Source organism: Paenalcaligenes sp. Me52 (assembly GCF_050487965.1).
Classification (GTDB): Bacteria; Pseudomonadota; Gammaproteobacteria; order Burkholderiales; family Burkholderiaceae_B; genus Paenalcaligenes.
This window is the reverse complement of record NZ_JBKQFO010000003.1, coordinates 18,182-40,945: the sequence shown is the minus strand read 5'-3', so window position 1 is coordinate 40,945 and position 22,764 is coordinate 18,182. Positions and strand designations below refer to the sequence as shown.

24 protein-coding genes are annotated in these 22,764 nt (G+C 49.8%); 16 read left to right on the top strand and 8 right to left on the bottom strand.

Going from position 1 to position 22,764, the window contains the following annotated elements; all coding sequences use genetic code 11:
- Window positions 1–42: 42 nt before the first annotated feature.
- From ACLO87_RS14545 to ACLO87_RS14535, 3 genes are read right to left on the bottom strand one after another with little or no spacing between them, the layout of a single operon-like run.
- Entirely contained in the window at window positions 43–1,731 is a 1,689-nt protein-coding gene (locus ACLO87_RS14545) for a PhoH family protein (protein WP_135862641.1), read from the bottom strand.
- Between the two features lie 51 nt (window positions 1,732–1,782).
- Window positions 1,783–2,247 (bottom strand): peroxiredoxin, encoded by a 465-nt coding sequence (locus ACLO87_RS14540; RefSeq protein ID WP_135862639.1) that lies wholly within the window; start codon window positions 2,245–2,247, stop codon window positions 1,783–1,785.
- A gap of 9 nt (window positions 2,248–2,256) precedes the next feature.
- The gene (locus tag ACLO87_RS14535) at window positions 2,257–2,688 is read right to left on the bottom strand and encodes an Mth938-like domain-containing protein (RefSeq protein WP_135862637.1); all 432 of its coding nucleotides are present in this window, start codon (window positions 2,686–2,688) and stop codon (window positions 2,257–2,259) included.
- A gap of 148 nt (window positions 2,689–2,836) precedes the next feature.
- Between ACLO87_RS14535 and alaC the strand changes: the two genes are divergently transcribed.
- From alaC to ACLO87_RS14515, 4 genes are read left to right on the top strand one after another with little or no spacing between them, the layout of a single operon-like run.
- Window positions 2,837–4,024 carry an alanine transaminase gene (gene alaC / locus ACLO87_RS14530; RefSeq protein ID WP_135862635.1) on the top strand — a complete coding sequence of 396 codons (1,188 nt, stop codon included), beginning with the start codon at window positions 2,837–2,839 and terminating at the stop codon, window positions 4,022–4,024.
- On the top strand, window positions 4,021–5,322 hold the full coding sequence (locus ACLO87_RS14525; RefSeq protein WP_430224088.1) for a homoserine dehydrogenase: 1,302 nt from the start codon (window positions 4,021–4,023) through the stop codon (window positions 5,320–5,322). The genes alaC and ACLO87_RS14525 overlap by 4 nt, the downstream gene beginning before the upstream one ends.
- Entirely contained in the window at window positions 5,322–6,731 is a 1,410-nt protein-coding gene (gene thrC, locus ACLO87_RS14520) for a threonine synthase (RefSeq protein ID WP_430224087.1), read from the top strand. Before ACLO87_RS14525 ends, thrC begins: the two co-directional genes overlap by 1 nt.
- A gap of 30 nt (window positions 6,732–6,761) precedes the next feature.
- Window positions 6,762–7,112, top strand: coding sequence for a RidA family protein (locus ACLO87_RS14515; protein WP_135866178.1), 351 nt, complete (start codon window positions 6,762–6,764; stop codon window positions 7,110–7,112).
- Window positions 7,113–7,166: 54 nt separating this feature from the next.
- On the opposite strand, the gene hpnE is transcribed toward ACLO87_RS14515, so the two are convergent.
- Genes hpnE through hpnC form a run of 3 tightly spaced genes read right to left on the bottom strand, consistent with a single transcriptional unit; the run spans window position 7,167 to window position 10,220 of the window.
- Window positions 7,167–8,477, bottom strand: a complete 1,311-nt coding sequence (gene hpnE / locus ACLO87_RS14510) for a hydroxysqualene dehydroxylase HpnE (RefSeq protein WP_135866180.1) — start codon at window positions 8,475–8,477, stop codon at window positions 7,167–7,169.
- Entirely contained in the window at window positions 8,474–9,337 is an 864-nt protein-coding gene (hpnD, locus tag ACLO87_RS14505) for a presqualene diphosphate synthase HpnD (protein WP_135866182.1), read from the bottom strand. Before hpnD ends, hpnE begins: the two co-directional genes overlap by 4 nt.
- Before the next feature lie 19 nt (window positions 9,338–9,356).
- Window positions 9,357–10,220, bottom strand: a complete 864-nt coding sequence (gene hpnC / locus ACLO87_RS14500) for a squalene synthase HpnC (RefSeq protein WP_135866184.1) — start codon at window positions 10,218–10,220, stop codon at window positions 9,357–9,359.
- 101 nt (window positions 10,221–10,321) lie between these two features.
- Here hpnC and ACLO87_RS14495 point away from each other — a divergent pair, with 101 nt between their 5' ends.
- The 11 genes from ACLO87_RS14495 to phoU all read left to right on the top strand — a co-directional run bounded on the left by ACLO87_RS14495 (window position 10,322) and on the right by phoU (window position 19,898).
- Window positions 10,322–11,038 carry an SDR family oxidoreductase gene (locus ACLO87_RS14495; protein ID WP_430224086.1) on the top strand — a complete coding sequence of 239 codons (717 nt, stop codon included), beginning with the start codon at window positions 10,322–10,324 and terminating at the stop codon, window positions 11,036–11,038.
- A gap of 6 nt (window positions 11,039–11,044) precedes the next feature.
- Window positions 11,045–12,433: a DNA repair protein RadA gene (gene radA / locus ACLO87_RS14490; RefSeq protein WP_430222303.1), complete on the top strand. Its 1,389-nt coding sequence runs from the start codon at window positions 11,045–11,047 to the stop codon at window positions 12,431–12,433.
- Window positions 12,434–12,436: 3 nt separating this feature from the next.
- Entirely contained in the window at window positions 12,437–13,207 is a 771-nt protein-coding gene (locus ACLO87_RS14485; RefSeq protein WP_430224085.1) for a sulfite exporter TauE/SafE family protein, read from the top strand.
- A 1-nt stretch (window position 13,208) separates the two neighbouring features.
- The gene (locus ACLO87_RS14480; protein ID WP_135866341.1) at window positions 13,209–13,928 is read left to right on the top strand and encodes a 3-deoxy-D-manno-octulosonic acid kinase; all 720 of its coding nucleotides are present in this window, start codon (window positions 13,209–13,211) and stop codon (window positions 13,926–13,928) included.
- A 66-nt stretch (window positions 13,929–13,994) separates the two neighbouring features.
- Window positions 13,995–15,095 (top strand): polyamine ABC transporter substrate-binding protein, encoded by a 1,101-nt coding sequence (locus tag ACLO87_RS14475; protein WP_135866343.1) that lies wholly within the window; start codon window positions 13,995–13,997, stop codon window positions 15,093–15,095.
- Between the two features lie 4 nt (window positions 15,096–15,099).
- A complete protein-coding gene (locus ACLO87_RS14470) occupies window positions 15,100–16,227 on the top strand; it encodes an ABC transporter ATP-binding protein (protein WP_135866345.1) in 1,128 nt (375 codons plus the stop codon).
- The gene (locus tag ACLO87_RS14465; protein WP_135866346.1) at window positions 16,224–17,135 is read left to right on the top strand and encodes an ABC transporter permease subunit; all 912 of its coding nucleotides are present in this window, start codon (window positions 16,224–16,226) and stop codon (window positions 17,133–17,135) included. The genes ACLO87_RS14470 and ACLO87_RS14465 overlap by 4 nt, the downstream gene beginning before the upstream one ends.
- Before the next feature lie 2 nt (window positions 17,136–17,137).
- A complete protein-coding gene (locus ACLO87_RS14460) occupies window positions 17,138–17,947 on the top strand; it encodes an ABC transporter permease subunit (protein WP_430224084.1) in 810 nt (269 codons plus the stop codon).
- A 9-nt stretch (window positions 17,948–17,956) separates the two neighbouring features.
- Window positions 17,957–18,307: a Spx/MgsR family RNA polymerase-binding regulatory protein gene (locus ACLO87_RS14455; RefSeq protein ID WP_430224083.1), complete on the top strand. Its 351-nt coding sequence runs from the start codon at window positions 17,957–17,959 to the stop codon at window positions 18,305–18,307.
- A 65-nt stretch (window positions 18,308–18,372) separates the two neighbouring features.
- On the top strand, window positions 18,373–19,056 hold the full coding sequence (gene rpiA, locus ACLO87_RS14450; protein ID WP_135866692.1) for a ribose-5-phosphate isomerase RpiA: 684 nt from the start codon (window positions 18,373–18,375) through the stop codon (window positions 19,054–19,056).
- Window positions 19,057–19,127: 71 nt separating this feature from the next.
- Window positions 19,128–19,898, top strand: a complete 771-nt coding sequence (gene phoU / locus ACLO87_RS14445) for a phosphate signaling complex protein PhoU (protein WP_135866690.1) — start codon at window positions 19,128–19,130, stop codon at window positions 19,896–19,898.
- A 494-nt stretch (window positions 19,899–20,392) separates the two neighbouring features.
- Here phoU and ACLO87_RS14440 read toward each other — a convergent pair whose 3' ends face one another.
- Window positions 20,393–21,421, bottom strand: coding sequence for a YeiH family protein (locus tag ACLO87_RS14440; protein WP_430224082.1), 1,029 nt, complete (start codon window positions 21,419–21,421; stop codon window positions 20,393–20,395).
- Between the two features lie 163 nt (window positions 21,422–21,584).
- Between ACLO87_RS14440 and ACLO87_RS14435 the strand changes: the two genes are divergently transcribed.
- Window positions 21,585–22,484 carry a LysR family transcriptional regulator gene (locus ACLO87_RS14435; RefSeq protein ID WP_135866844.1) on the top strand — a complete coding sequence of 300 codons (900 nt, stop codon included), beginning with the start codon at window positions 21,585–21,587 and terminating at the stop codon, window positions 22,482–22,484.
- Here the strand turns inward: ACLO87_RS14435 and ACLO87_RS14430 are convergent.
- Complete coding sequence (locus ACLO87_RS14430; RefSeq protein ID WP_135866842.1) at window positions 22,481–22,753, bottom strand: oxidative damage protection protein; 273 nt, start codon at window positions 22,751–22,753, stop codon at window positions 22,481–22,483. The genes ACLO87_RS14435 and ACLO87_RS14430 overlap by 4 nt on opposite strands.
- Window positions 22,754–22,764 lie beyond the last annotated feature (11 nt).

The window sequence follows — 22,764 nt, the reverse complement described above, 5'->3', positions numbered from 1 at the left end:
AACAAAAAAGCCCCGGCGGTATGCCGGGGCGGGATTAGGAGGTTAGAGTGCGTCGTTGGCGTAATCGGCCAGTCTGGAACGTTCGCCTCGTTGCAGCGTGATATGACCAGAGTGTGGCCATCCCATAAAGCGATCTACAACGTAGGTAAGGCCAGAGCTACCCTCAGTGAGGTATGGCGTATCGATTTGCGACAAGTTACCTAAACAGACTATTTTGGTGCCAGGGCCTGCACGGGTAACCAGTGTTTTCATTTGTTTGGGTGTCAGGTTCTGTGCTTCATCAATAATCAGGAATTTATTGAGGAAGGTACGACCACGCATAAAGCTCATGGATTTGATTTGAATCTTGGAACGAATCAGCTCCATGGTGCTATTACGACTGTTCTCAGTAGAGCTGTTGCTTGAGCCGCCTTTTTGGTTATTGGCACCAAGGTGCAGAACTTCCAAGTTATCTTCCAGAGCGCCCATCCACGGTGCCATCTTCTCTTCTTCGGTACCCGGTAAGAAACCAATATCATCACCGACGGGCACCGTGGCACGCGTGATAATAATGTCGCTATACAAGCGGGTTTCCAGTGTTTGAGTCAGAGCAGTGGCGACAGCCAACAAGGTTTTACCTGTACCCGCAGGGCCTAACAGCGAAACAAAGTCACAATCGGGATTCATCAGCAGATTCAGTGCGAAGTTCTGCTCACGGTTACGTGCAGTAATGCCCCAGACATTGTTTTTGTGATGGCTGTAATCACGAATTGTGGCCAGTACAGCAGTGTTGGCGGCCACCTCTTTAACTTGTGCATACAAAGGTTGATCACCTTCGGTGTACACGAACTCGTTAACGTGCAGCTGATTGCAGATAGGGCCTTGGATGCGGTAGTAGGTTGCACCAGCCTGCTGCCAGGACTCCAGCTTTTTGCCGTGTTTACGCCAGAAATCATCGGGCAGGGCGCGGGCACCTTCGTATAGCAGGTCGGAGTCATCCAGTACCTGATCGTGTAGATAGTCTTCAGCTAGCAAGCCCAGTGACTTGGCCTTCAAGCGCATGTTGATGTCTTTAGACACCATCACCACATCTTTATCTGTGATGGTTTTTTTCAACGCACTGACGACATTCAGGATGAGGTTGTCAGCTTTGCCTAAAGGTAGTTTGACGTTTAAGTCTGCATCCATGGCTTCAGTTTGGAAAAACAGCAGCCCTTTGGCTTCGATGTTTCCCAAAGCATTTAGCGGTAAGCCATGGTCTAGCGTGTTGTCGCCCACTAAGCCGTCAAGATTACGGCTGACTTGGCGGGCATTACGAGCGACTTCAGACATGCCTTTTTTCTGATGGTCTAGCTCTTCTAGCACCATCATGGGCAAGTAGATGTCGTGCTCTTCAAACTTAAATAGCGAGTTAGAGTCGTGCAGTAAGACATTGGTATCCAGCACAAACAGTTTGTGTGCTTGGTTACGCTTACTGCTGCGAATGGGTTTTTTCGCGGTGGTAGCAGGCGGTGTGTTGCGACGTGCAGTGCGCTTCGCCGGTGCAGGGGTTGCGGTGCTGACCTCTGCAGCCACAACGGCTGCTGGAGGAGTAGATACCGTTGGTACTGAAGGGGCGGCCACTGACGCTGGTTTAGGGGCTGGGGCTGCTTTCTTCGCAGCACTAGCTGTTTTTTTACTAGAGTTCGTAGCTCGGACGCTTTGTGCATCCAGAGTGCTACCGAGGCGTTTGGGCAGCGGAGGTAGAGGCATGTATTCAGTGCTCCTGACTGAGTCAGTCCAAGTAGAACAGTCTGCTTAGGACTAAAGTTGTTGGGCGGCTTCTAGTACATTTTGAACATGGCCGGGGACGCGCAGACCACGCCATTCCTGTACCAGTTTGCCTTCGGCATTCACTAAAAAAGTACTGCGTTCAATACCACGTACCTGTTTACCGTACATGTTTTTCATTTTCATGACACCAAATAATTCGCATAGTGTTTCATCGGGGTCACTGATTAACGCGAACGGTAGTGTCTGTTTTTCGATGAAACGTTCGTGCGAGCTCATGCTGTCACGCGACACGCCAATAATGCGTACACCTAGCTTTTCAAAATCGGCAATGGCGTCTCTGAAGCCTTGTGCTTCAGTAGTACAACCAGGCGTGTTGTCCCGCGGGTAGAAGTACAGCACGTAGGCGTGTCCTTGCAGCGACTGTGCAGAAAGAGTGCCTTGGGTACTTTCAGCGGTAAAAGCGGGGATGGGTTGGCCAACAGCCAAGGTAGTCATAGGTGCTCCTTAGATAAGTAGGGCGGCCACAACCCTGCGGCCTTCTGACATCAAAATATTGTAGGTACGCGCAGCAGCAGAGGTGTCCATGACTTCCACGCCAATGCGTAAACGCAGCAGCTCTACTGAGAGCGATGGGTGCAGCATTTGTTGGCGCTGGCCAGTACCTATGAGCACAACTTCAGGGGCGTTATCTGGCAACACTTGCGCAGCGCCGTCAAGGAAGGCCATAGGATCTTGCTTAACGTTATCTAGGCCAGCCAGCATGCGCAGCGTATCTGGCGTGATCTGACTGACCGATGTAATGGCCAATGGTTGTACGGTGCCTTCAGGCATAAACCAGATGCTTTGGTGATGTTTTTCGCGGTTAATTTCCACGTAATCATCGCCATAAGCAGTAATCGTATTTAGGTGAGGATTGTTTTCTTTTTGCAATAGCACGGTGCATCTCCAGAGAACAATTATGATCATAGCGCAAACTAGGGTGTTGCCAATATTTTGCAGATGTTTTCCTCTTTGCCAGCGATAGATTAAACTTGTTGGTTTAGCACGTATTCCTTCTAGGCTTTTGTTGATCTCAAGGACGATCATGACCAGTTTTCCCCGTATTGAACGCTTACCGCCCTATGTATTTAACATCACTGGCGAATTGAAAATGGCGGCGCGCCGTCGCGGTGAGGATATTATCGATATGTCGATGGGGAACCCCGATGGGGCCACACCACAGCATATTGTGGATAAGCTGGTTGAAGCAGCCGCCCGTCCAGACACTCACGGCTACTCAGTTTCCCGCGGTATTCCTCGTTTGCGTAAGGCAATCTCTGATTGGTACGGCCGTCGTTACGATGTGCAAATCGACCCAGATGATGAAGCCATCGTGACCATTGGTTCCAAAGAAGGTCTTGCTCACTTGATGCTGGCTACGCTGGATCAAGGTGACACCGTTTTGGTTCCTAACCCTAGCTACCCTATCCATATTTATGGTGCGGTGATCGCGGGTGCCAACATTCGTTCCGTTCCAGTTATTCCTGGTACAGACTTCTTTGAAGAAGTTGAACGTGCGGTACGTGAAACTATTCCTAAACCCAAAATGATGATTTTGGGCTTCCCAAGCAACCCTACAGCGCAATGTGTGGACTTGTCCTTCTTTGAGCGTATTGTGGCTTTGGCTAAAGAACACAACATTTTGGTCGTGCACGATTTGGCCTATGCAGACATCACCTTTGATGGCTATGTAGCGCCTTCCATCATGCAAGTAGAGGGTGCTCGTGATGTAGCGGTGGAATTTTTCACCATGAGTAAAAGCTACAACATGGCAGGCTGGCGTATTGGCTTCATGGTAGGGAACAAAGAGCTGGTTTCCGCCTTAGCCCGTATCAAGAGCTACCACGACTACGGTACGTTTACACCGTTACAGGTGGCAGCGATTGCCGCGTTGGATGGTCCACAAGATTGCGTTAAAGAAGTGGTTGAGCAATACCGTAGCCGCCGCGATGTATTGACCAAAGGTTTGAAAGAAATTGGTTGGGATGTAGATGTGCCAAAAGCATCTATGTACATCTGGGCTCGTATTCCTGAGTTCTACCGTGCTCAAGGTTCATTAGAGTTTTCCAAACGCCTGCTGGCAGACGCCAAAGTAGCGGTATCCCCCGGTATTGGTTTCGGCGAGTACGGCGATGATTATGTGCGTTTCGCACTGATAGAAAATGAGCAGCGTACACGACAAGCGGTACGTGGTATCAAAGATATGTTCCGAAAGGACGGGTTGTTGAAATGAGTCCAATAAAAGTTGGTTTGCTAGGTTTAGGTGTAGTAGGTGGTGGCACCTGGAAAGTCCTGACACAGAACGCGGATGAAATCGCCAGACGTGCAGGTAGACGAATTGAAGTGGTAGCTGTAGCCGTACGTGATGTGCAAAAAGCACGTGACTTGTTGGGCGACAGCGTCAGTATCAGTACCAATGGTATGGATGTAGTCAATAATCCAGACATTGATGTGGTGGTGGAGTTGGTTGGGGGTGAAACTCTGGCTAAAGACTGGATCATGCGTGCCATTGAATTGGGCAAGCATGTGGTCACGGCAAACAAGGCACTGTTGGCTGTGCACGGCAACGAAATTTTCGCGGCTGCACATAACAAAGGTGTAATGGTAGCGTTTGAAGCTGCTGTGGCCGGTGGTATTCCTATCATCAAAGCAATTCGTGAAGGGTTAAGCGCTAACCGTATTCAATGGGTAGCGGGCATCATCAACGGCACAACCAACTTTATTCTGTCCGAAATGCGTTCGCGTGGTCTGTCTTTCGAAGCAGCCTTGGCGGATGCACAGAAATTGGGCTATGCCGAAGCCGATCCTACTTTTGACATCGAAGGAGTAGATGCCGCGCACAAACTGACATTGTTGTCGGCCTTGGCGTTTGGTATTCCTGTGCAGTTCAGTACCGCACACATCGAAGGTATTACCTCATTGGCTGCAGAAGACATTCGTCACGCTGAGCGCTTGGGTTACACCGTCAAACTGTTGGGTATTACTCGTCATCGCGAAGAAGGTATTGAGCTGCGCGTACATCCTACTTTGGTGCCTGCTGATTCCTTGTTGGCTAACGTACAAGGCGCAATGAACGCCGTGATGGTGCATGGTGATGCGGTAGGTTCTACCGTGTATTACGGCGCTGGTGCTGGCGAGTTGCCTACAGCTTCTGCTGTGGTAGCTGACTTGGTGGATGTGGCCCGTTTGATGACGGCTGATCCAGGACACCGTGTACCATACTTGGCCTTCCAACAAGATGCGATGGCTGATACACCAATTCTGCCTATGGCCGATGTACGTTCCGCTTACTACCTGCGTTTGCGCGTGGCTGACCAGCCTGGCGTATTGGCGGATGTAGCGCGTATTTTGGCTCAAGGTAATATCTCTATTGAGTCTATGTTCCAAGAGCCGGCTCAAGATGGTGAGGCCGATATCATCTTCCTGACACACGTTGCTCGTGAAGGCGATATCGATCAAGCTACCGCACAAATTCAGAAGTTGCCATTTGTGCGCTCCAACTTGATCCGCTTGCGCGTGGAGAGCTTGTAATGAACTATATTTCTACTCGCGGGGGCATGGCCCCTCAAGCGTTCTCTGATATCTTGCTGGAAGGCTTGGCTCCCGACGGTGGCTTGGCTATTCCTGAGCAATATCCTCAGATTGATAGCGCCACACTAGAAAGCTGGCGCGCACTGCCTTACAACGAGTTGGCGCTGGAAATTCTGTCGCGTTTCGTGACTGATATTCCTCGTGCTGATTTGGCAGCGTTGACTGCTGCAGCGTACAACCCTGAATTGTACGATGGCGGTGTGATGGTGCCACTGAAGCCATTGAAAGGTCAGATCAGCTTGGTGGGCTTGTCTCAAGGCCCAACCTTGGCCTTCAAAGACATGGCCATGCAATTTTTGGGCCAAGTGTTTGAGTACGTGCTGACCAAACGCGGCACGACCATCAACATTCTGGGTGCTACCTCTGGTGATACCGGCTCTGCTGCTGAGTACGCGCTTAAAGGCAAGAAAGGGGTGAACGTATTCATGCTGTCACCGTTTGGCCGCATGAGTGAATTCCAGCGCGCACAGATGTACAGCTTGCAAGACGAAAATATCCATAACCTGTCGGTTAAAGGTGTGTTTGACGACTGTCAAGACATCGTTAAAACCTTGGCAGGCGATTTGGATTTCAAATCGCGTTGGCACTTGGGTGCAGTGAACTCCATTAACTGGGCGCGTATTGCTGCTCAAGTGGTGTACTACTTCTGGGCATGGTTGCGTGCGACTGAGAAACCCGGGCAAGAGGTATCTTTTGCCGTACCTTCCGGTAACTTCGGTAATATTTTGGCGGGCCATATCGCTAGACAAATGGGCTTGCCTGTACGCAAACTGGTATTGGCGACTAACGAAAACAACGTATTGGAAGAGTTCTTCCGTACTGGTGTGTACAAACCTCGTAGTTCTGCAAACACCTACGCGACATCCAGTCCATCCATGGATATTTCCAAAGCCTCTAACTTTGAGCGCTTTGTGTTTGACCTGCTGGGCCGTGATCCAAAAGCGTTGGCAGCATTGTGGGAGCAATTGAGTACACAAGGTTATTTCGATCTGAGCGATAAAAAAGCTGAGTTTGAAACTACCTACGGTTTTGTTGCGGGTACTAGCTCACACGCCGATCGTTTGGAAACCATTCGTTCCGTACATCAAGAAACAGGTGTGCTGATTGATCCGCATACAGCAGATGGCGTTAAAGTGGCTGCTCAGTACGTGGAAGACGGTATTCCTATGTTGGTATTGGAAACTGCACTACCAGCCAAGTTCTCTGAAACTATTGAAGAGGCGATTGGCCAACCTGCACCAGTGCCTGCACATCTGCAACACTTGGCTTCATTGCCACAGAAAGTTGAAGTGCTGGATGCTGATGTAGAGCAAATCCGTCGTTATGTGGAAACACACGCGGCTATTTAATTATCACGCACACGAATCAAGGAGCACAGCGTGAGTATTCAACGTTTTGAACCAAACGCCAGAATGAGTGAAGCTGTGGTACACGGTAATACCGTGTACTTGGCTGGTCAGATTGGTAACGAAGGCCAAGATATCACAGAGCAAACTCGTACCGCATTGGCCGAGGTTGATCGTGCTCTAGCCTTGGCCGGCACCAACAAGTCCAACATTTTGCAAGCCACTATCTGGCTTAGCGACATGAAGGATTTCGCGGCCATGAATGCAGTGTGGGATGCGTGGATTGATCCACAAAATCCACCTGCACGTGCAACGGGTAAAGTCGAACTGGCTAACCCTAAGTTGGGCGTGGAAATTGTAGTAATTGCTGCATTGCCTCAGTAAGTACGGGCAAGTAGGAATAAAAAAGCTGAAACGTTTTTTGCGTTTCAGCTTTTTTTATGTGTGTTGTGATTGAAGTATGGCTTGGGCACTTTTAATGCCGCTACGCACGGCCCCCTCTAATACCCCGGGATAGGGGTTCAACAACCAGTCACCGGCTAATTTAATCGCTGGCCAGAAGGTATTTTCTTCTGGTCTAAACGTAGTAGGTGTGGCCTCAAAGGTGGCGCGTTTTTCAATAATCAGCTCGTGTTGTTCAAACGCCGGTAGAGGGCTACGCGAGTGTGTTTGCGTGCGTAATTGTTCTTCCGTTTTTTGAACCAGCGATTCACGGCCTAACAAACTGGCATCATCTGCATTGCTGATCACTACACTAATCAAATTGTCAGCAAAGCTATTGGGAATAGCATGATGATTGAACAACCATTGGCCGTAGTGTTGTTTGTGTGGTTGTTCATGCAGCATCAATAAGGGTTCAGGCTCTAGCCAGGGGCTACGTGGCTGCCAGTACAGGGTAGCGATGGGGCGGTGGCGTATGGCTTGAATGTGTTGCAGCCATGTCTGCTCAGCAGCTGAGTGCACTAAGTGACCCAGTAGTCGGGCACAGTCATAAGATGCTACGGCCACGATGCAGGCATCAAAGTGTTGGCCATCGACGAGCACTCCTGTGGTATCGGGCGTGATGTGCTGAACACGATGGCCCAGTAGCAACTCACAGTGTTTAAGCGCATGGCTTGCCCATAGCGTAGACAAATCTTGCTTTGGAATCAGCATTTGGCTGTCCGCACGACTTCCCCCTAAACTGTCGCGCAGCACGTTGGCAAACAGTTGGGCACAAGCAATGTCTATGGGGGTGTTCATGGCCGCCAAACAGAGGGGCTGCCAGAAGTGTTCAATCAGTGTGTGGCTTTGCTGATGCTGTTGCAGAAGCTGCAAGACGGTTTGTTGGGCAGGCACTTTCCAGTGCTGCCGCTGCAGGGCCAGTTGCAGATGAATCAGCTTGTATTTGTCTGACCAACTATAGCCTGTGGCGGTGAGTAAACCAGCCGCCATATGAAAGGGGGCCGGCAGGGCTTTGGCACGTAACTGGTAGCGAGCATCGGCGCTGATAATGCCAAGCTCGGTGCGGTGAAAAGCTTGTTCCGTATCTAACCCTAATGCGCGCATCAACTGCAGGGTTTGGGTGTAAGCACCTAACATCAAGTGCTGGCCATTATCTATAGGATGGCCAAAGACACTGTGTGGCACGCAGCGGGCTCTGCCACCCAACTGTCGTGCTGCTTCAAAAACGGTAACCTGGTGTTGAGCGCTGAGTTGGCTGGCTGCTGCTGCGCCTGCCCAGCCTGCACCAACAATGGCGATGTTCATCGGGCGAAAAGTCGTTTCAGATTACGTCCGCCACGTACCCAAGTTTTCCACGCTAGCCAGAATTTGCGTATTGGGGTGAGCGAAATACGCTGATCCAGTACTGGCCATTTGTCGCGGGCGATTTCCACCAGCAATGCATGATAAATAGCGGCCATCAATAGACCAGGGCGTTGGGAGCGTCGATCTTGTTCAGGCAAGCTTTGCAGGGCGTCGCGGTACAAGCCATAGGCACGTTCTGTTTGAAACGCCATCAATGCTTCAAAGTTGCTGCTGTGGCGACGGTCTAAAATATCTACGCCTTTTACCGAGAATTTTTCCAGTTCGTTAATAGGCAGGTAGATACGTCCACGGCGGGCATCATCACCCACATCACGAATAATATTGGTGAGCTGGAAAGCGAGCCCCAATTTTTGTGCGTATTCAGTAGTTTCTGGGCAGGTTTGGCCAAAAATTTTGGCTGACATCACGCCGACTACGCCAGCAGCATGCCAACAGTAGCGTTGTAGGTCTTCCCAGGTTTCATAGCGCACTTCGTCTAGATCCATTTCCATGCCATCAATCACGGCCAATAGTTCTTCGGCCTGAATGTCATAGACGGCCACATGTTCTGACAATGCTTTCATGACGGGGTGAGTCGCTTGGCCTTGATACAGAGCATCAACTTGCTCGCGCCACCAGACTAGTTTCATGCGGGCAACCGAGGCTTCTCGTATTTCATCTACTACATCGTCTACTTCTCTACAGAAAGCGTAGAGAGCGGTGATGGCGCGGCGTCGCTCCTGTGGTAGAAACAGGAATGCATAATAAAAGCTGGAGCCACTCTGGGCGGCTTTGTTTTGGCAATATTCGTCAGGACTCATGCTGCGTAGCGGGCATCTATCAAAGAGTAGGGGAAGGCAGTGGTTGTAGGCTGCGCCAGAGCAAACGCCCCCAATCGGCTTTGGCCAGAACGGGACGTTGATGGAACATATCAAAGCCTACTTGCTCAAGGCGTTCAAGTATACGCAAGCCACCCAAGATTACCAACTTTAGCTCTAAGGCCATGCGCCCAGGAAGCTGTTTAATGAGGGGGGCGCCGCTAACTAATAAGTGGCGAGCGTGGTTTACAAGAAACTGCATTAGTTGTTGCCACGCAGGATGCAGATAAGCATCGGGATTGTGTAAGCACTGACTAGGAAAGTCCTCGGGTAAACCATATTGTTGCATTAAGGCTTGCGGCAAATAGGCCCTATCTTTTTGCCAATCAATCGCTACGTCTTGCCAGAAGTTCGTGAGTTGCAGGCCGGTACAGATAGCATCCGACCAGTGTAGGTTTTCAGCGTTATCAGCGCGATATAACCCTAGCATTAATCGTCCTACAGGGTTAGCAGAACGGCTGCTGTAATCCAGCAACTCTTGCAGTTCGGTGTAGCGACTTTGTTGTACATCTTGGCAAAAAGCAGACAACAGATCATGAAAAGGCTGATACGACAATTGGTGTTGCTGTATTTGTGCCGCCAAGGGCATGAAAATAGGGTTTAGCTCAGCCAATTCGGCTGACAAAGGTTGCCCATTTTGTAGCTGCTGTAATGCCTTTTCATAGTTGTGTAAGGCTGTCAAGCGTTCTTCAGCACTCGCATCGCCTTCATCCGCAATATCGTCTGCGCTGCGCGCAAACCTATAGATGGCATGTACGGCCGGGCGCAAAGCTTTGGGCAGTAAAACAGAGGCAACGGGGAAGTTTTCATAGTGATCTACAGACATGTAGCAAGTATAAAGCACAGTGTGGCGCAAGGTACTCACCCCCTTAGTGTATTGCTACGTTCTGGTTTAGACTTTCAAGCAGAATAATCGCGAGGTCTACAATGAAAAATAAATGTGTACTGGTAACAGGTGCCACCAAAGGTATAGGTTGGGCGATCAGTCAGCGTTTGGCCGATGCGGGGGCGCATGTGGTGGGGTTGGCACGTAATACGCAAGATATAGACTTTCCAGGCTATCTCTATGCATGTGACTTGACCAATGCGGGTGAAACAGAGGAAATGCTGCGATTGATTCGCGAGAAATACCCTGTAGATGCCATCGTCAATAATGTAGGTATTGTGCGGCCCAGCCCTTTAGGTGAAGTAGACCTTGCTGCGTTGTATGAAGTATTTGATTTGAATGTACGTGTGGCTGTGCAAGTCACACAGGCCTTTGTACCGTCCATGAAAGCGCGTCGAGAAGGGCGTATCGTGAATATTTGTAGTCGTGCAGTGAATGGCGCTTATGATCGCACCAGTTACTCGGCGGCTAAAAGCGCCTTGTTAGGGTGCTCTCGAACATGGGCGCTAGAGCTCGCTCCTTTTGGTATTACCGTCAATGCGGTATCACCCGGGCCAGTAGAAACAGAGCTGTTCCGTGCCGGGCACCCTCATGGTGGCGAGGCCGAGAAAAAGGCATTGGCTTCTATTCCTATGGGGCGTGTTGCCGAAGCCAGTGAGGTGGCAGCGGTAGTGGCATTTTTATTAAGTGATGAAGCAGGCTACATCACTGGGCAAGAAATTGGTGTAGATGGTGGAAGCAGTTTGGCAGGACGATAAAGCTTTATGGTGACACAGCGCCGCGCGGCAAAAAAAGCAAAAATTACGTTTGTTTGTACTGAGTGTGGGGGTGAAAGTCCACGCTGGGAAGGTAAGTGCCCTCATTGTAATGAGTGGAATACTTTGCAAGAGTTTAAAGACAGCTCAGGGGGGGCAGGGGAAACAAACCGATTTGCGGCGTTGGCGGGTGCAAGTCCAGTACAAAAACTCACAGAAGTACAAGCACGAGAACTACCACGCCAACCTAGCGGCATAGAAGAGTTCGATAGGGTGCTAGGTGGTGGTTTGGTGCCGGGTGGCGTGATTTTGCTTGGTGGTGATCCAGGTATAGGGAAGTCCACCTTATTGCTGCAAGCCATGACGGCGTTAGCCAAGGTTGCTCCTGTGCTGTACGTAACCGGTGAGGAATCTGCTGAGCAAGTTGCATTGCGTGCTCGCCGGTTGGCAGTAGATACCGAAGGCGTAGATCTTTTAGCAGAAATACGTTTAGAGTCTATTATCGAAACGTTAATAGAACGCCGCCCGCTTGTGGCGGTAATTGATTCTATTCAAACGTTGTACTCGGGAGAGCTAAGCGCGGCCCCTGGTTCGGTTTCTCAAGTACGTGAATGTGCTGCGCAACTCACGCGGGTTGCCAAGCAGCATGGCATTTCTATTGTGTTTGTTGGTCACGTTACCAAAGATGGTTCGCTGGCAGGTCCACGAGTGTTAGAGCATATTGTGGATACTGTGCTGTATTTTGAGGGCGACACACACTCTTCATACCGATTGATACGCGCGTTCAAAAACCGTTTTGGTGCAGTGAACGAACTGGGCGTGTTTGCCATGACCGACAGAGGCTTGCGCGGGGTGAGTAACCCATCAGCACTGTTCTTGTCGCAGCACCAGCAAAAAGTACCAGGTTCGTGTGTAATGGCTACTCAAGAGGGCACTCGTCCATTATTGGTAGAGATACAAGCGTTGGTGGATACGGCCCACGTTCCTAACCCACGCCGCTTGTCGGTAGGTTTGGAAGGTAACCGTTTGGCCATGCTGCTGGCAGTGATGAATCGCCATGCGGGTATCGTGACGTATGATCAGGATGTGTTTGTGAACGCGGTAGGTGGTGTACGTATTACCGAACCTGCCGCTGACTTGGCCGTGTTATTGGCAATTATGTCGTCGTTGAATAACAAAGCGCTGCCTGAAGGCTTGGTGGCCTTTGGTGAGGTAGGCTTGTCAGGTGAAATTCGTCCTGCACCGCGTGGACAAGAGCGTTTGAAAGAAGCAGCTAAACTCGGTTTTAGTATTGCTTTGATCCCACAAGCAAATGCACCACGTCAAGCTATAGAGGGCTTAGAGGTTTGGCCTGTGTCGCGCATAGAAGAGGCTGTAGACCGTGTAAGGTCCAGATAAGCCATGGATATAGTGCTGCAAGTTCTGCTATTCATGCTCATCGGTGCTGGCATTGGCTTTATTGGCGGTGTTTTAGGTATTGGCGGTGGGTTGCTTGCCATTCCATTGCTGGTGTTACTACAGAACATGGAGCAGCAATTAGCGCAGGGCACAGCATTGATTATGGTGTTGCCCGCCGTCATCTTGACCATACGGAAATATAACCAATATGCACGTATAGACAGAGGTTCCGCGATAGCGGGGGCGGCCAGTGCGAGCCTGTTTACGTGGATAGGGGCTTTTTTCGCGTTGAGTTTGCCCTCATCTACCCTGCGTTTGATCTATGCCATGTTTGTGTTGGCGGTGGCGCTATACTATTTTCAACAGAGTGCTGCGTTACGGCGTCGTCGCGCACCGGCGACTAAGCAAGCGGCCGACTACCCTCGATGGATATTTGCCGTAGTGGGTGTATTGGCAGGGCTTGCAGGCGGTATTTTTGGTGTGGGTGGTTCAGTGATAGCGGTCCCTGTGCTCACACGGTTTTTGAAACTCTCACAATTCAATGCACAAGCACTGGGTTTGACCATGGTGCTGCCAGGGCTGATGGTGGCACTACTAACGTATGCGTCCCATGGACAGGTAGATTGGAGCATCGGTATTCCCATGGCGCTGGGTAGCATTTGTTTAGTACCGGTAGGTGTACGGTTGGCGCATGGTATGCCTGAGCCTAGGCTAAAGCTGATTTTTGCCTGCATGCTATTGTTAATCATGGTGCTTTTGCTTCTAAAGATTTGATATGACATTGCTGGATTCACGTACCTTCCATGTGCATCATGGGCAGTATCACACTTTGTATGCCAACCCTTTGGGGCGGGTATTCGACGAAACATTATTCGATCCTGAAAATCCCGATTTGCGTGCAGAAAAAGTGAGCAAAGGTGGGCGTCAGGCGGCATGGTTTATTGATCTGCCTATAGATATGCAGGGCGTGCTGCGTTTTTATAGACGTGGTGGGCTAGTGGGCAAAGTGGTGCAACAACGCTATGCGTGGATGGGTGCAGGCAATACGCGTTCATGGGCTGAGTTCGTGGTCATGCAGTATTTGCAGTCACGTATTCCCCAACATGTACCCATGCCATTGGCGGCTATGTATCAGCGTTTTGGGTGGTCTTACGAGGCCGCTATTATTGTGGAACGTGTGCCTAATGTGCAGCCGTTGGCAACATGCCTAGAGAAGGCTGATCCACAGGCAGTGGCTAAAGCCATTTTGGCAATGCACGAGGTTGGTGTATGGCACGCCGATCTCAATGCTTACAATATCTTAGTCGATGCGTTTGACCAGATTTGGCTTATAGATTTTGACCGAGCCAGACGCGTCAGCATGGACGATAAAAAGCGGCAAGGAAACCTGCTGCGCCTACAGCGATCACTGCATAAAGTGTGCGGTCCAGCTGGGGGCTTATGGTGGGAAGAATTAAATCGGGCTTATCTGCAACAATGGCCAAATAAACGATGACCTTGCCATAGTAAAACCGCTATCATCACGGTTTTTGGTTTGTACGTTTTCAAAAGGGGTTCGCCAATGAACTTCGGTTACGCAAAACACACCCTGTTGGGTGCCGCGCTGGTTTTTTCAGCTACTTCTGTTTTGGCCCAAGAAAAAGTTGTGAATGTGTACAACTGGGCAGAATACACGGCTCCAGATACCTTATCGGGTTTTGAAGAAAAAACCGGTATTAAGGTTCGATATGATGTGTATGACAGTAATGATACGTTGCAAGCCAAACTGCTAACAGGTAAATCCGGCTATGACGTAGTGGTGCCTTCTACCCACTATGCAGCACGTCAAATTGAAGGTGGGTTGTTCCAAAAACTGGACAAAAGCAAGTTGCCCAACTGGGAGCACTTGGACCCCGACATCATGGCTGTGCTGGCCGATGTAGACCCTGGTAATGAATACTTGATCCCATGGGGCTACGGCACCAACGGCTTGGGCTATAACGTCGACAAAGTACGTGAGATTTTTGGCGATGACGTAGACCTGGGCAACTGGGATATGTTGTTCAAGCCTGAAAACGCCGAAAAGCTGAAAGCCTGCGGTATTTCTGTGCTGGATGAAGCTGCGCAGGTGTTTCCAGCAGTACTGCATTACTTGGGCAAAGATCCCAACAGTTCAGACCCAGAAGACTACAAAGAGGCGTTGGCGCTGTTGAAGCAAATACGTCCGTACATCCGTCAGTTCAGTTCCTCAGGTTTTATTGATGAGCTGGCAACGGGTGATCTGTGTATGGTGTATGCCTTTTCTGGCGACGTCATGATTGCGGCCAACCGTGCTAAAGAGGCCGGTAAAACCTACAAAGTGGATTACTACATTCCTGAGGGTGGCGCACCGGTGTGGTTTGACACCATGGCTATTCCTAAGGATGCCGCTAACGTAGAAGCTGCACACGCGTTCATCAACTACATTGAAACGCCTGAAGTGCATGCGGCAATCACGAACACCATGTTCTACCCCAATGCGAACAAATCAGCGCGTGAGTTTGTGGTGAAAGAAGTGGCGGACAACGTCATGATTTACCCACCAGCCGATGTCGCACAAACTTTGTTTGTGATTAAGCCTCAACCACTGCCTGTACAGCGTTTGCAAACGCGTATGTGGGCGGAACTGAAATCAGGACGCTAGCCCGATGTTGGAGAACCGTTCAGCCGCATCGTGGGCGGGAGCAGAGGATGAGTTCGTAAAAGTAGAAAACGTCGTCAAAATTTTTGGCGATACCGTGGCCGTGAAATCTGTCAATTTGTCGGTGCAGCGTCACGAGTTTTTTGCTTTATTGGGAAGCTCAGGCTGTGGGAAGTCCACGTTGCTGCGTATGTTGGCAGGCTTTGAGGAAGTAACCTCTGGCCGCATTTATCTTGATAACGAAGACATCACCGACTTGCCGCCTTATAAGCGCCCGGTCAACATGATGTTCCAGTCTTATGCGTTGTTTCCCCATATGACGGTGGAAGCGAACGTAGCCTTTGGTTTGAAGCAAGAGGGTGTGCCTAAGCATGAAATCCATGAGCGCGTGTTTGAAGCGCTAGATTTGGTGCAAATGGCCGGTTATGCACGTCGTAAACCGCATCAGTTATCGGGTGGTCAACAACAGCGTGTAGCACTAGCCCGTAGTTTGGTGAAGCGCCCTAAATTGCTGCTGCTAGACGAGCCTATGTCGGCGCTAGATAAACAGATTCGTACCAAAACGCAGGTAGAGCTGGTCAAGATTCTGGAACAAGTGGGTGTAACCTGCATTATGGTGACCCACGATCAAGAAGAAGCCATGACTATGGCGCATCGTATTGCCGTGATGACAGCGGGCCAGATAGAGCAGTGTGGTACGCCATATGATGTCTATGCCTTTCCCAACTCACGTTTTGTGGCGGGCTTTATTGGCTCTACGAATTTGTTCACAGGTGAAATCGTTGTAGATGAGCCTGATCATGTAGAAATAGGCAGTGATGAGTTGTCCCGCGTGCTGCATGTGAACCACGGTATTAGTGAGCCGCTAGGTATGGAAGTATATGTATCCATACGCCCAGAGCAGATATCAGTGTCTCATGTACAACCTGAGCAGGAGAAAAACTGGGGCCACGGCGTGGTCAGTCATATGGCCTGGATGGGCAGTTATGTGCGCTACCAGGTACGCCTAGATTCAGGCAAGGTGGTGGAATCTCACATGCCTAGTTTGACGCTAGCACAGGCTGATGCTCCCGGCGTGGAAGACGAGGTTTACGTCAGTTGGTCTGACGACAGCGCTATTGTGTTGCCATCATGAAACTCTTTAGTTGGCGTCGCTACATGCCATCAGGCAGGTCGTTAGTGATAGGCCTGCCTTTTGTCTGGCTATTCTTATTTTTATTCATTCCGTTTTTGCTGGTATTTAAGATCAGTTTTGCTGACCTTAAATTTGGCGTGCCGCCTTATACGCCACTGGCAGAAATGCAAGACGATACCTTATCGCTGTTGCTGCACTTGCGCAGTTACGTGCTGTTGTTTAGCGATAACTTGTATCTGGATACCTATTTTAGCTCAGTCAAAATAGCCGCTGTCTCTACTTTTTTCTGTGTATTGATTGGCTATCCTATGGCGTATTACATCGCCAGAGCAAAGCCCGGTATTCGACACTATTTATTGTTAGCAGTGATTTTGCCATTCTGGACATCGCTATTACTGCGGGTTTACGCATGGGTAGGGCTGCTACGTACTGATGGCGTAATCAATAACGTGTTGATGTGGCTAGGGGTTATTGACAGTCCCTTAACGCTATACCGCACAGAGCTAGCGGTATACATAGGGCTGGTCTATGCCTATCTACCATTCTTTATCCTGCCTTTGTACGCAAGTTTGGTGAAGCTGGATGTGCGCTTGTTAGAGGCGGCATCTGACTTAGGTGCGCGTCCCTGGTCTACCTTTTTGCATGTGACCTTGCCGCTTTCTATGCCGGGTGTCATAGCGGGTGCCATGCTGGTCTTTATTCCCTCTGTAGGGGAGTACGTGATCCCTGAAATGCTAGGTGGTGCTGACACCTTGATGATGGGGCGCATTATGTGGAATGAGTTCTTCAATAATGCGGATTGGCCGATGGCGGCAGCAGTGACGTGTGTCATGGTGTTGCTGTTGATCATCCCGTTGGTGCTGTTCCAGTACAGCCAGATACGCAACCTACAGAATGAGAGGAAATAGCTATGGTGCGTCCTAATCCCTGGTTGCGTGGCATTACTCTGTTCATCGGGTTTGGCTTTTTGTACCTGCCCATTTTGTTTTTGATGGTGTTTTCATTTAATGACTCCACCTTGATGACCTCGTGGTCAGGTTTTTCATTGCGCTGGTACAAGTCGCTAATGAATGACCACGCGTTATTGGATGCGGCCAAGCTGTCTTTTCTTATTGCTGGCATGACCGCCACGGCAGCGGTTATTTTGGGTACGTGGGCAGGCTATGTGTTAGCACGCATGGGCAAGTTTCGTGGTTTTGCCATGTATGTGGGCATGCTAAGTGCGCCCTTGGTCATTCCTGAAGTGGTGCTAGGCATTTCGCTGCTGTTGATGTTTGTGGAGTTTTCAAAGCTCTTTGGCTGGCCAGAGAGCAACGGTATCTTCACTATTTGGGTGGGGCATGTGTTGCTGTGTATGGCGTATGTGGCGGTAGTAGTGCAATCACGTATTCGTGATTTTGACCGTTCATTGGAAGAAGCTGCCATGGATCTGGGTGCCACCCCCGTAAAAGTTTTTTTCCTGATTACCTTGCCGCTGATTGCACCTGCCTTAATGGCGGCTTGGTTGCTGGCTTTTACCTTGTCGCTAGACGATGTAGTGATTGCGTCCTTCTTGTCTGGGCCGGGCTATACCACATTGCCTGTAGAGGTGTTCTCTCGCGTACGGTTGGGCTTGAAGCCAGAAATCAACGCACTTGCTACACTGTTTATCTTGGTGGTGGGGTTGCTTGTGATTGTGGCGAACCGACTGCAGCATCAGGTTAATAAAGCAGAACAGTAAGGAGTAACTATGCTACGTGTTTATGGCATTAAAAATTGCAGCACATGTGTGAAAGCTTTGAAATGGCTGGAAGAACAAGGTCAAAAGGTGGAGTTTATCGACTACCGTGCGAACCCGGTTGATCCCACCCTGTTGCTAGATTGGGCTAAGCAATTAGGCGAATGGCCTAAGCTGGTGAATCGCGCTTCCATGACATGGCGCAATCTAGACGAGTCGCTGAAGACTCCAGAAACCGACGCCGACTGGCTGGCAATTATTGCTGCTCATCCTACTGTAGTGCGTCGTCCAGTAACCGTTAAAGCAGATGGTAAGGCCATTGCCGGTTTTAATGAAAAGAAAATGATAGAGTTTTTAGGCTAGGCCTATAACTCAACACGTAGGTCATGCGTTTTGGCATGATCGTGGTTGTAATAAGTAAAGTGATTATGTATACCCAAACAGAACTTAAGGCTCAGGTTGCCCAGGCAGCTGTGGATTTCGTCGTCCCCCAATTGCGTGCAGATAGCATTCTGGGTGTAGGAACCGGATCCACCGTAGATTTATTTATTGATGCGCTAGCTGCGCACAAAGGTGCATTCAAAGGAGCGGTTTCTAGCTCTGAGCGTTCTACTCGCCGCATGCGCGATTTGGGTATTAGCGTATTTGACCTGAACGACGTAGAGTCGTTGGTGTGGTACGTAGATGGTGCTGATGAGCTTGATCCTAGCCTTGCCATGACCAAAGGTGGTGGCGGTGCATTGACCCGCGAGAAAATAGTAGCCTCGGTGGCTCAGCACTTCTTGTGCATTGCGGATGCCTCTAAAGAGGTTGCTGTGCTGGGCGCTTTCCCATTGCCTGTAGAAGTGATTCCTATGGCACGCGAAGCGGTTGCTCGTCAATTAGCTGCCTTGGGTGGTAAGCCCGTATTGCGTGCTGATTTCATTACTGATAACGGCTGCCAAATTTTGGATGTACACGGTTTGCAGATTCACGATCCTCAAGCTTTGGAACAACGTATCAATAATATTCCTGGTGTAGTGTGTTGTGGTTTGTTTGCCCTGTCTGGCGCGACTATTGCCATGATAGCTACCCAAGAAGGCGTACTACGCAGAGAGCTATCGGACTCGTAACACCTCTGTCATAATGAGACAGTATTCTAAGATTTATTTTTATTCAGTAGCGTCTATCAAGGGTAGTATCCATGATTGAACACACCAACAAACAATTTCACAGCGATTTAGAAAACACACGCTCCCTTTTCTTGAAAATGGGTGGCATTGTGGAGTCTATGGTGCGTGAAGCAATGGAAGCCTTGTTCAGCGGTGACCTCACTTTGGTTGAGAAAGTGCGTGAGCGCGAAAAAGAGGTTAATGCACTGGAAGTCGAAATCGACAGCCGCATTACTTACTTAATCGCCCGTAACCAGCCTACCGCTATCGATTTACGTATGCTGCTGTCTATCTCCAAAATGCTGACCGATATGGAACGCTGCGGGGACGAAGCAGAGCGTATTGCCAAAATGGTACGCCGCCTGTACGAGAGTGAATCCGGCTACGAGCCAGTTGTAGAGCTGCGCCACATGAGCACGTCAGTAGTGAGCATGATCAAAAACGCCTTGGATGCTTTTGCCCGCCAAGATGCGATTCGTGCTGCTGAAATCGTGCGTAGCGATAAAGAAGTAGACCGTGAGTGGAAAGCTTCTTTGCGTCACATTAGTACGTTCATGATCGAAGACCCACGCACTATCTCTCGCTCTATTGACCTGATTTTCTTGGCCCGTGCGCTAGAGCGTATTGGTGACCACGCGAAGAACATGGCCGAGCGTGTGATTTACATGGTGCACGGTGATGATGTGCGTCACGCAGGCGTGAAAACAGCTGAGCGTGTAGCCAGAGGGGAAAGCATGGATGCTATTCCTGAAGCAACGGCTGACGCCGCAGCAACAGATAGCGCAGCATCTGAACAAGCCTAAGGGGTTGTAAAAGGCTGTACTAGCAAGTTCCGTGAAAGCGGGGCGAAGATTATAAAAAAGCTCTGGTGTATTGCCAGAGCTTTTTTGTTTTGCGGCCTTAAGCTACCGCTTAGCATCGCATTCATCGCACACGCCGGGGAACTGCAGGAAAGCTTTTTGTGATTTGTACACCAAATCAAAAAAGTTTCCTCTCTGTCCCCCTGAGGATTCAGAAGTGGTTAGGTTTACTACCCTTTCTTTAGTTGTAGTGTTTTCTGCTGCAGAAATAGACATACCTTCAGCAGTGACCTATCTAAAACTCGTGGCAAGCGATGAAGGAAGGCGGATGGAAGTATTTTTTATTTGGTGTCTCAAATAAAAAAACTTTCGCAGCCTTAGGCTATGGCAGCCGGTCTTGAGTAGGCAATGACCTCATAGGCGGCCAATGTCTCGGGTTGCAGTACACATAAAAAATCCCGCCAAAGCGGGACTTTTTATGTGTTGTAGCGAGGAGGTTAGCCTAGCAAAGAATGTACACCTAAGTTAATGAGCAAACCGCCGCCCAGTAACCAGCCGAACAACATCAACGCTAATAGTAACGGGCGTATACCAGCACGGCGTAAGACGGAAACGTGTGTGCTCAAACCTAATGCACCCATAGCCATCGCCAGCAGTAAGTTATCCAACACAATGCCATTTTCAACTACCGCGCTAGGCAGTACCGACGTGGAGTGAATGGCAATCACCAAGATGAAGCCCAGCGCAAACCAAGGGATAACAATTTTCTTACCGGATTGTTCGGCTTGTGGATTGTGTTTACGCTCGTAGCGCAGTAAACCCCAAGCCAGTAACATCAAGAAAGGAGCCAACATGATCACGCGCACCATTTTGCTGATCACGGCAGCGCCAGCGGCCTCTTCACCAGCGGCACGACCTGCTACCACCACTTGAGCAACTTCGTGCACGGTAGAGCCAACGAATACACCGTATTGCTGTGCATCCATGGCTAACCAACCTTTTTGGAAGAAGAGGTTGTAGAGCACTGGCCACAAGAACATGGCGATAGTACCGAAAATCACTACCGTTGCAATCGCGACGGTGACGTGTTCAGCGCGGCCTTTCACAATAGGTTCTGCAGCCATTACCGCCGCAGCACCACAAATAGACGCGCCCGTACCAATCAGCAATGTGGTGTGTCGGTCCATTTTGAATAGACGCATACCTAAGAAGCAGGCGATGGCAAAGGTGGAGCCCAACATCAAGGCATCAATGACCACACCAGTCACACCTACTTGTGCAATGTCTTGAAAGGTCAGGCGTAGGCCGTACAGCACAATACCTGTACGCAGCAAACGTGTTTTGGAAAAATCCACGCCCGCCGAAGTATGGGATTGCACGCTAGGGTAGAAGGTATGACCACAAATCATGCCCAACACAATAGCGATGGTAAGCGGGCTTAGGCCATTGGCCATAAACCAAGGTTGTTGCCCTAACCACATGGATACTAGCCCCAGTGCACCGGTAAGCAGTAATCCTGTGAGCATAGAAAATGATTTGGGCCAGGTCGTAACCTGATGAGAGGAAGAGTGTGATGTGGCCATGATAATACTCGCAATACAACAGTGATAGACATCATGACCGTCTTTGTCTTATTTGTTAAATTGGTTATATAGTTATAGTTGATCTAATCTATAGATATAGAACGCCATGAAAATTACCTTGCGTCAGTTGCAGATCTTTGTCGCTATTGCCGAGCATGGCAGTACCACCGCTGCTGCAGAACAGATTCCTTTGTCACAATCAGCGACCAGTGCGGCACTAGCAGAGCTGGAGTTACTGCTGGGCACTAGCCTGTTTGACCGCATAGGTAAACGCTTGTCGTTGAATGAAACGGGTCGCAGCTTACTAGAGGCGGCACGAGGCACCTTAAATGGTGTGGAAGAAATAGAACGTAATTTTGGGATGGGGGAAGGGCGTAGTTTGCCGGCGTGGATACGACTTGGAGCTAGTACAACTCTAGGTAATTACGTCATGCCAGAGCGCATTGCTAAGTTGCTACGTACCGAACCACTGACACAAGTACAGATGCGTATAGGCAACACACAAGAGATTATTAATGCCGTACAGCGATTGGATGTGGATGCGGGGGTGATTGAAGGCCCCTGCCATGCTGACGATTTAGACGTGCAGCCGTGGGGCATTGATGCTTTGGTGGTGGTGGCATCGCCAGAACATAAGTTGGCAAGAGACTCACAACGGTGCTCTATTGAGGCATTACGCTCGCAACGTTGGTTAGTGCGTGAAGCAGGGTCCGGAACGCGAGAGTCAGTAGATAACGTGTTGTTGCCGCATTTGGGGGGCTTTTCCAGCAGTATGCAATTGGGCAGTACTGAGGCCATCAAGCAAGCGGTAGGAGCAGGGTTGGGGATTGCGTGTTTATCCAGCTGTTCAGTGCAAGATTTGTTAGCACTGGGGCGGTTGACTGTATTAACTACAGAGTTGCCGCCCCTAGAACGTATGCTGTATTGCATTGCTCATCGTAGTAAGCGCTTTTCAGCTAGCCTGACGCGCCTGCTGGAGCCTATGACGAGCGAGTCTATGCGTTAATCGTTGTGCGGCACGAAGCCTTGGGCTTCAACATCTTTATCGTCGAACAAGTAGTTTTGCATTTGTTCAGACAAATATTGACGCGCACGTGCATCGGCTAAGTTCAGGCGGTTTTCATTCACTAAACGGGTTTGAATGCCCATCCAGTTATTCCATGCTTCTTTGGAAATAGAACGCCAGATTTTGACACCAACCTCACCGGGGTAAGGTGGAAAATCAAGCCCTTCGGCTTGGCGTTTGAGTTTGATACAGTCAACCATACGGGTCATGAAAAATTCCT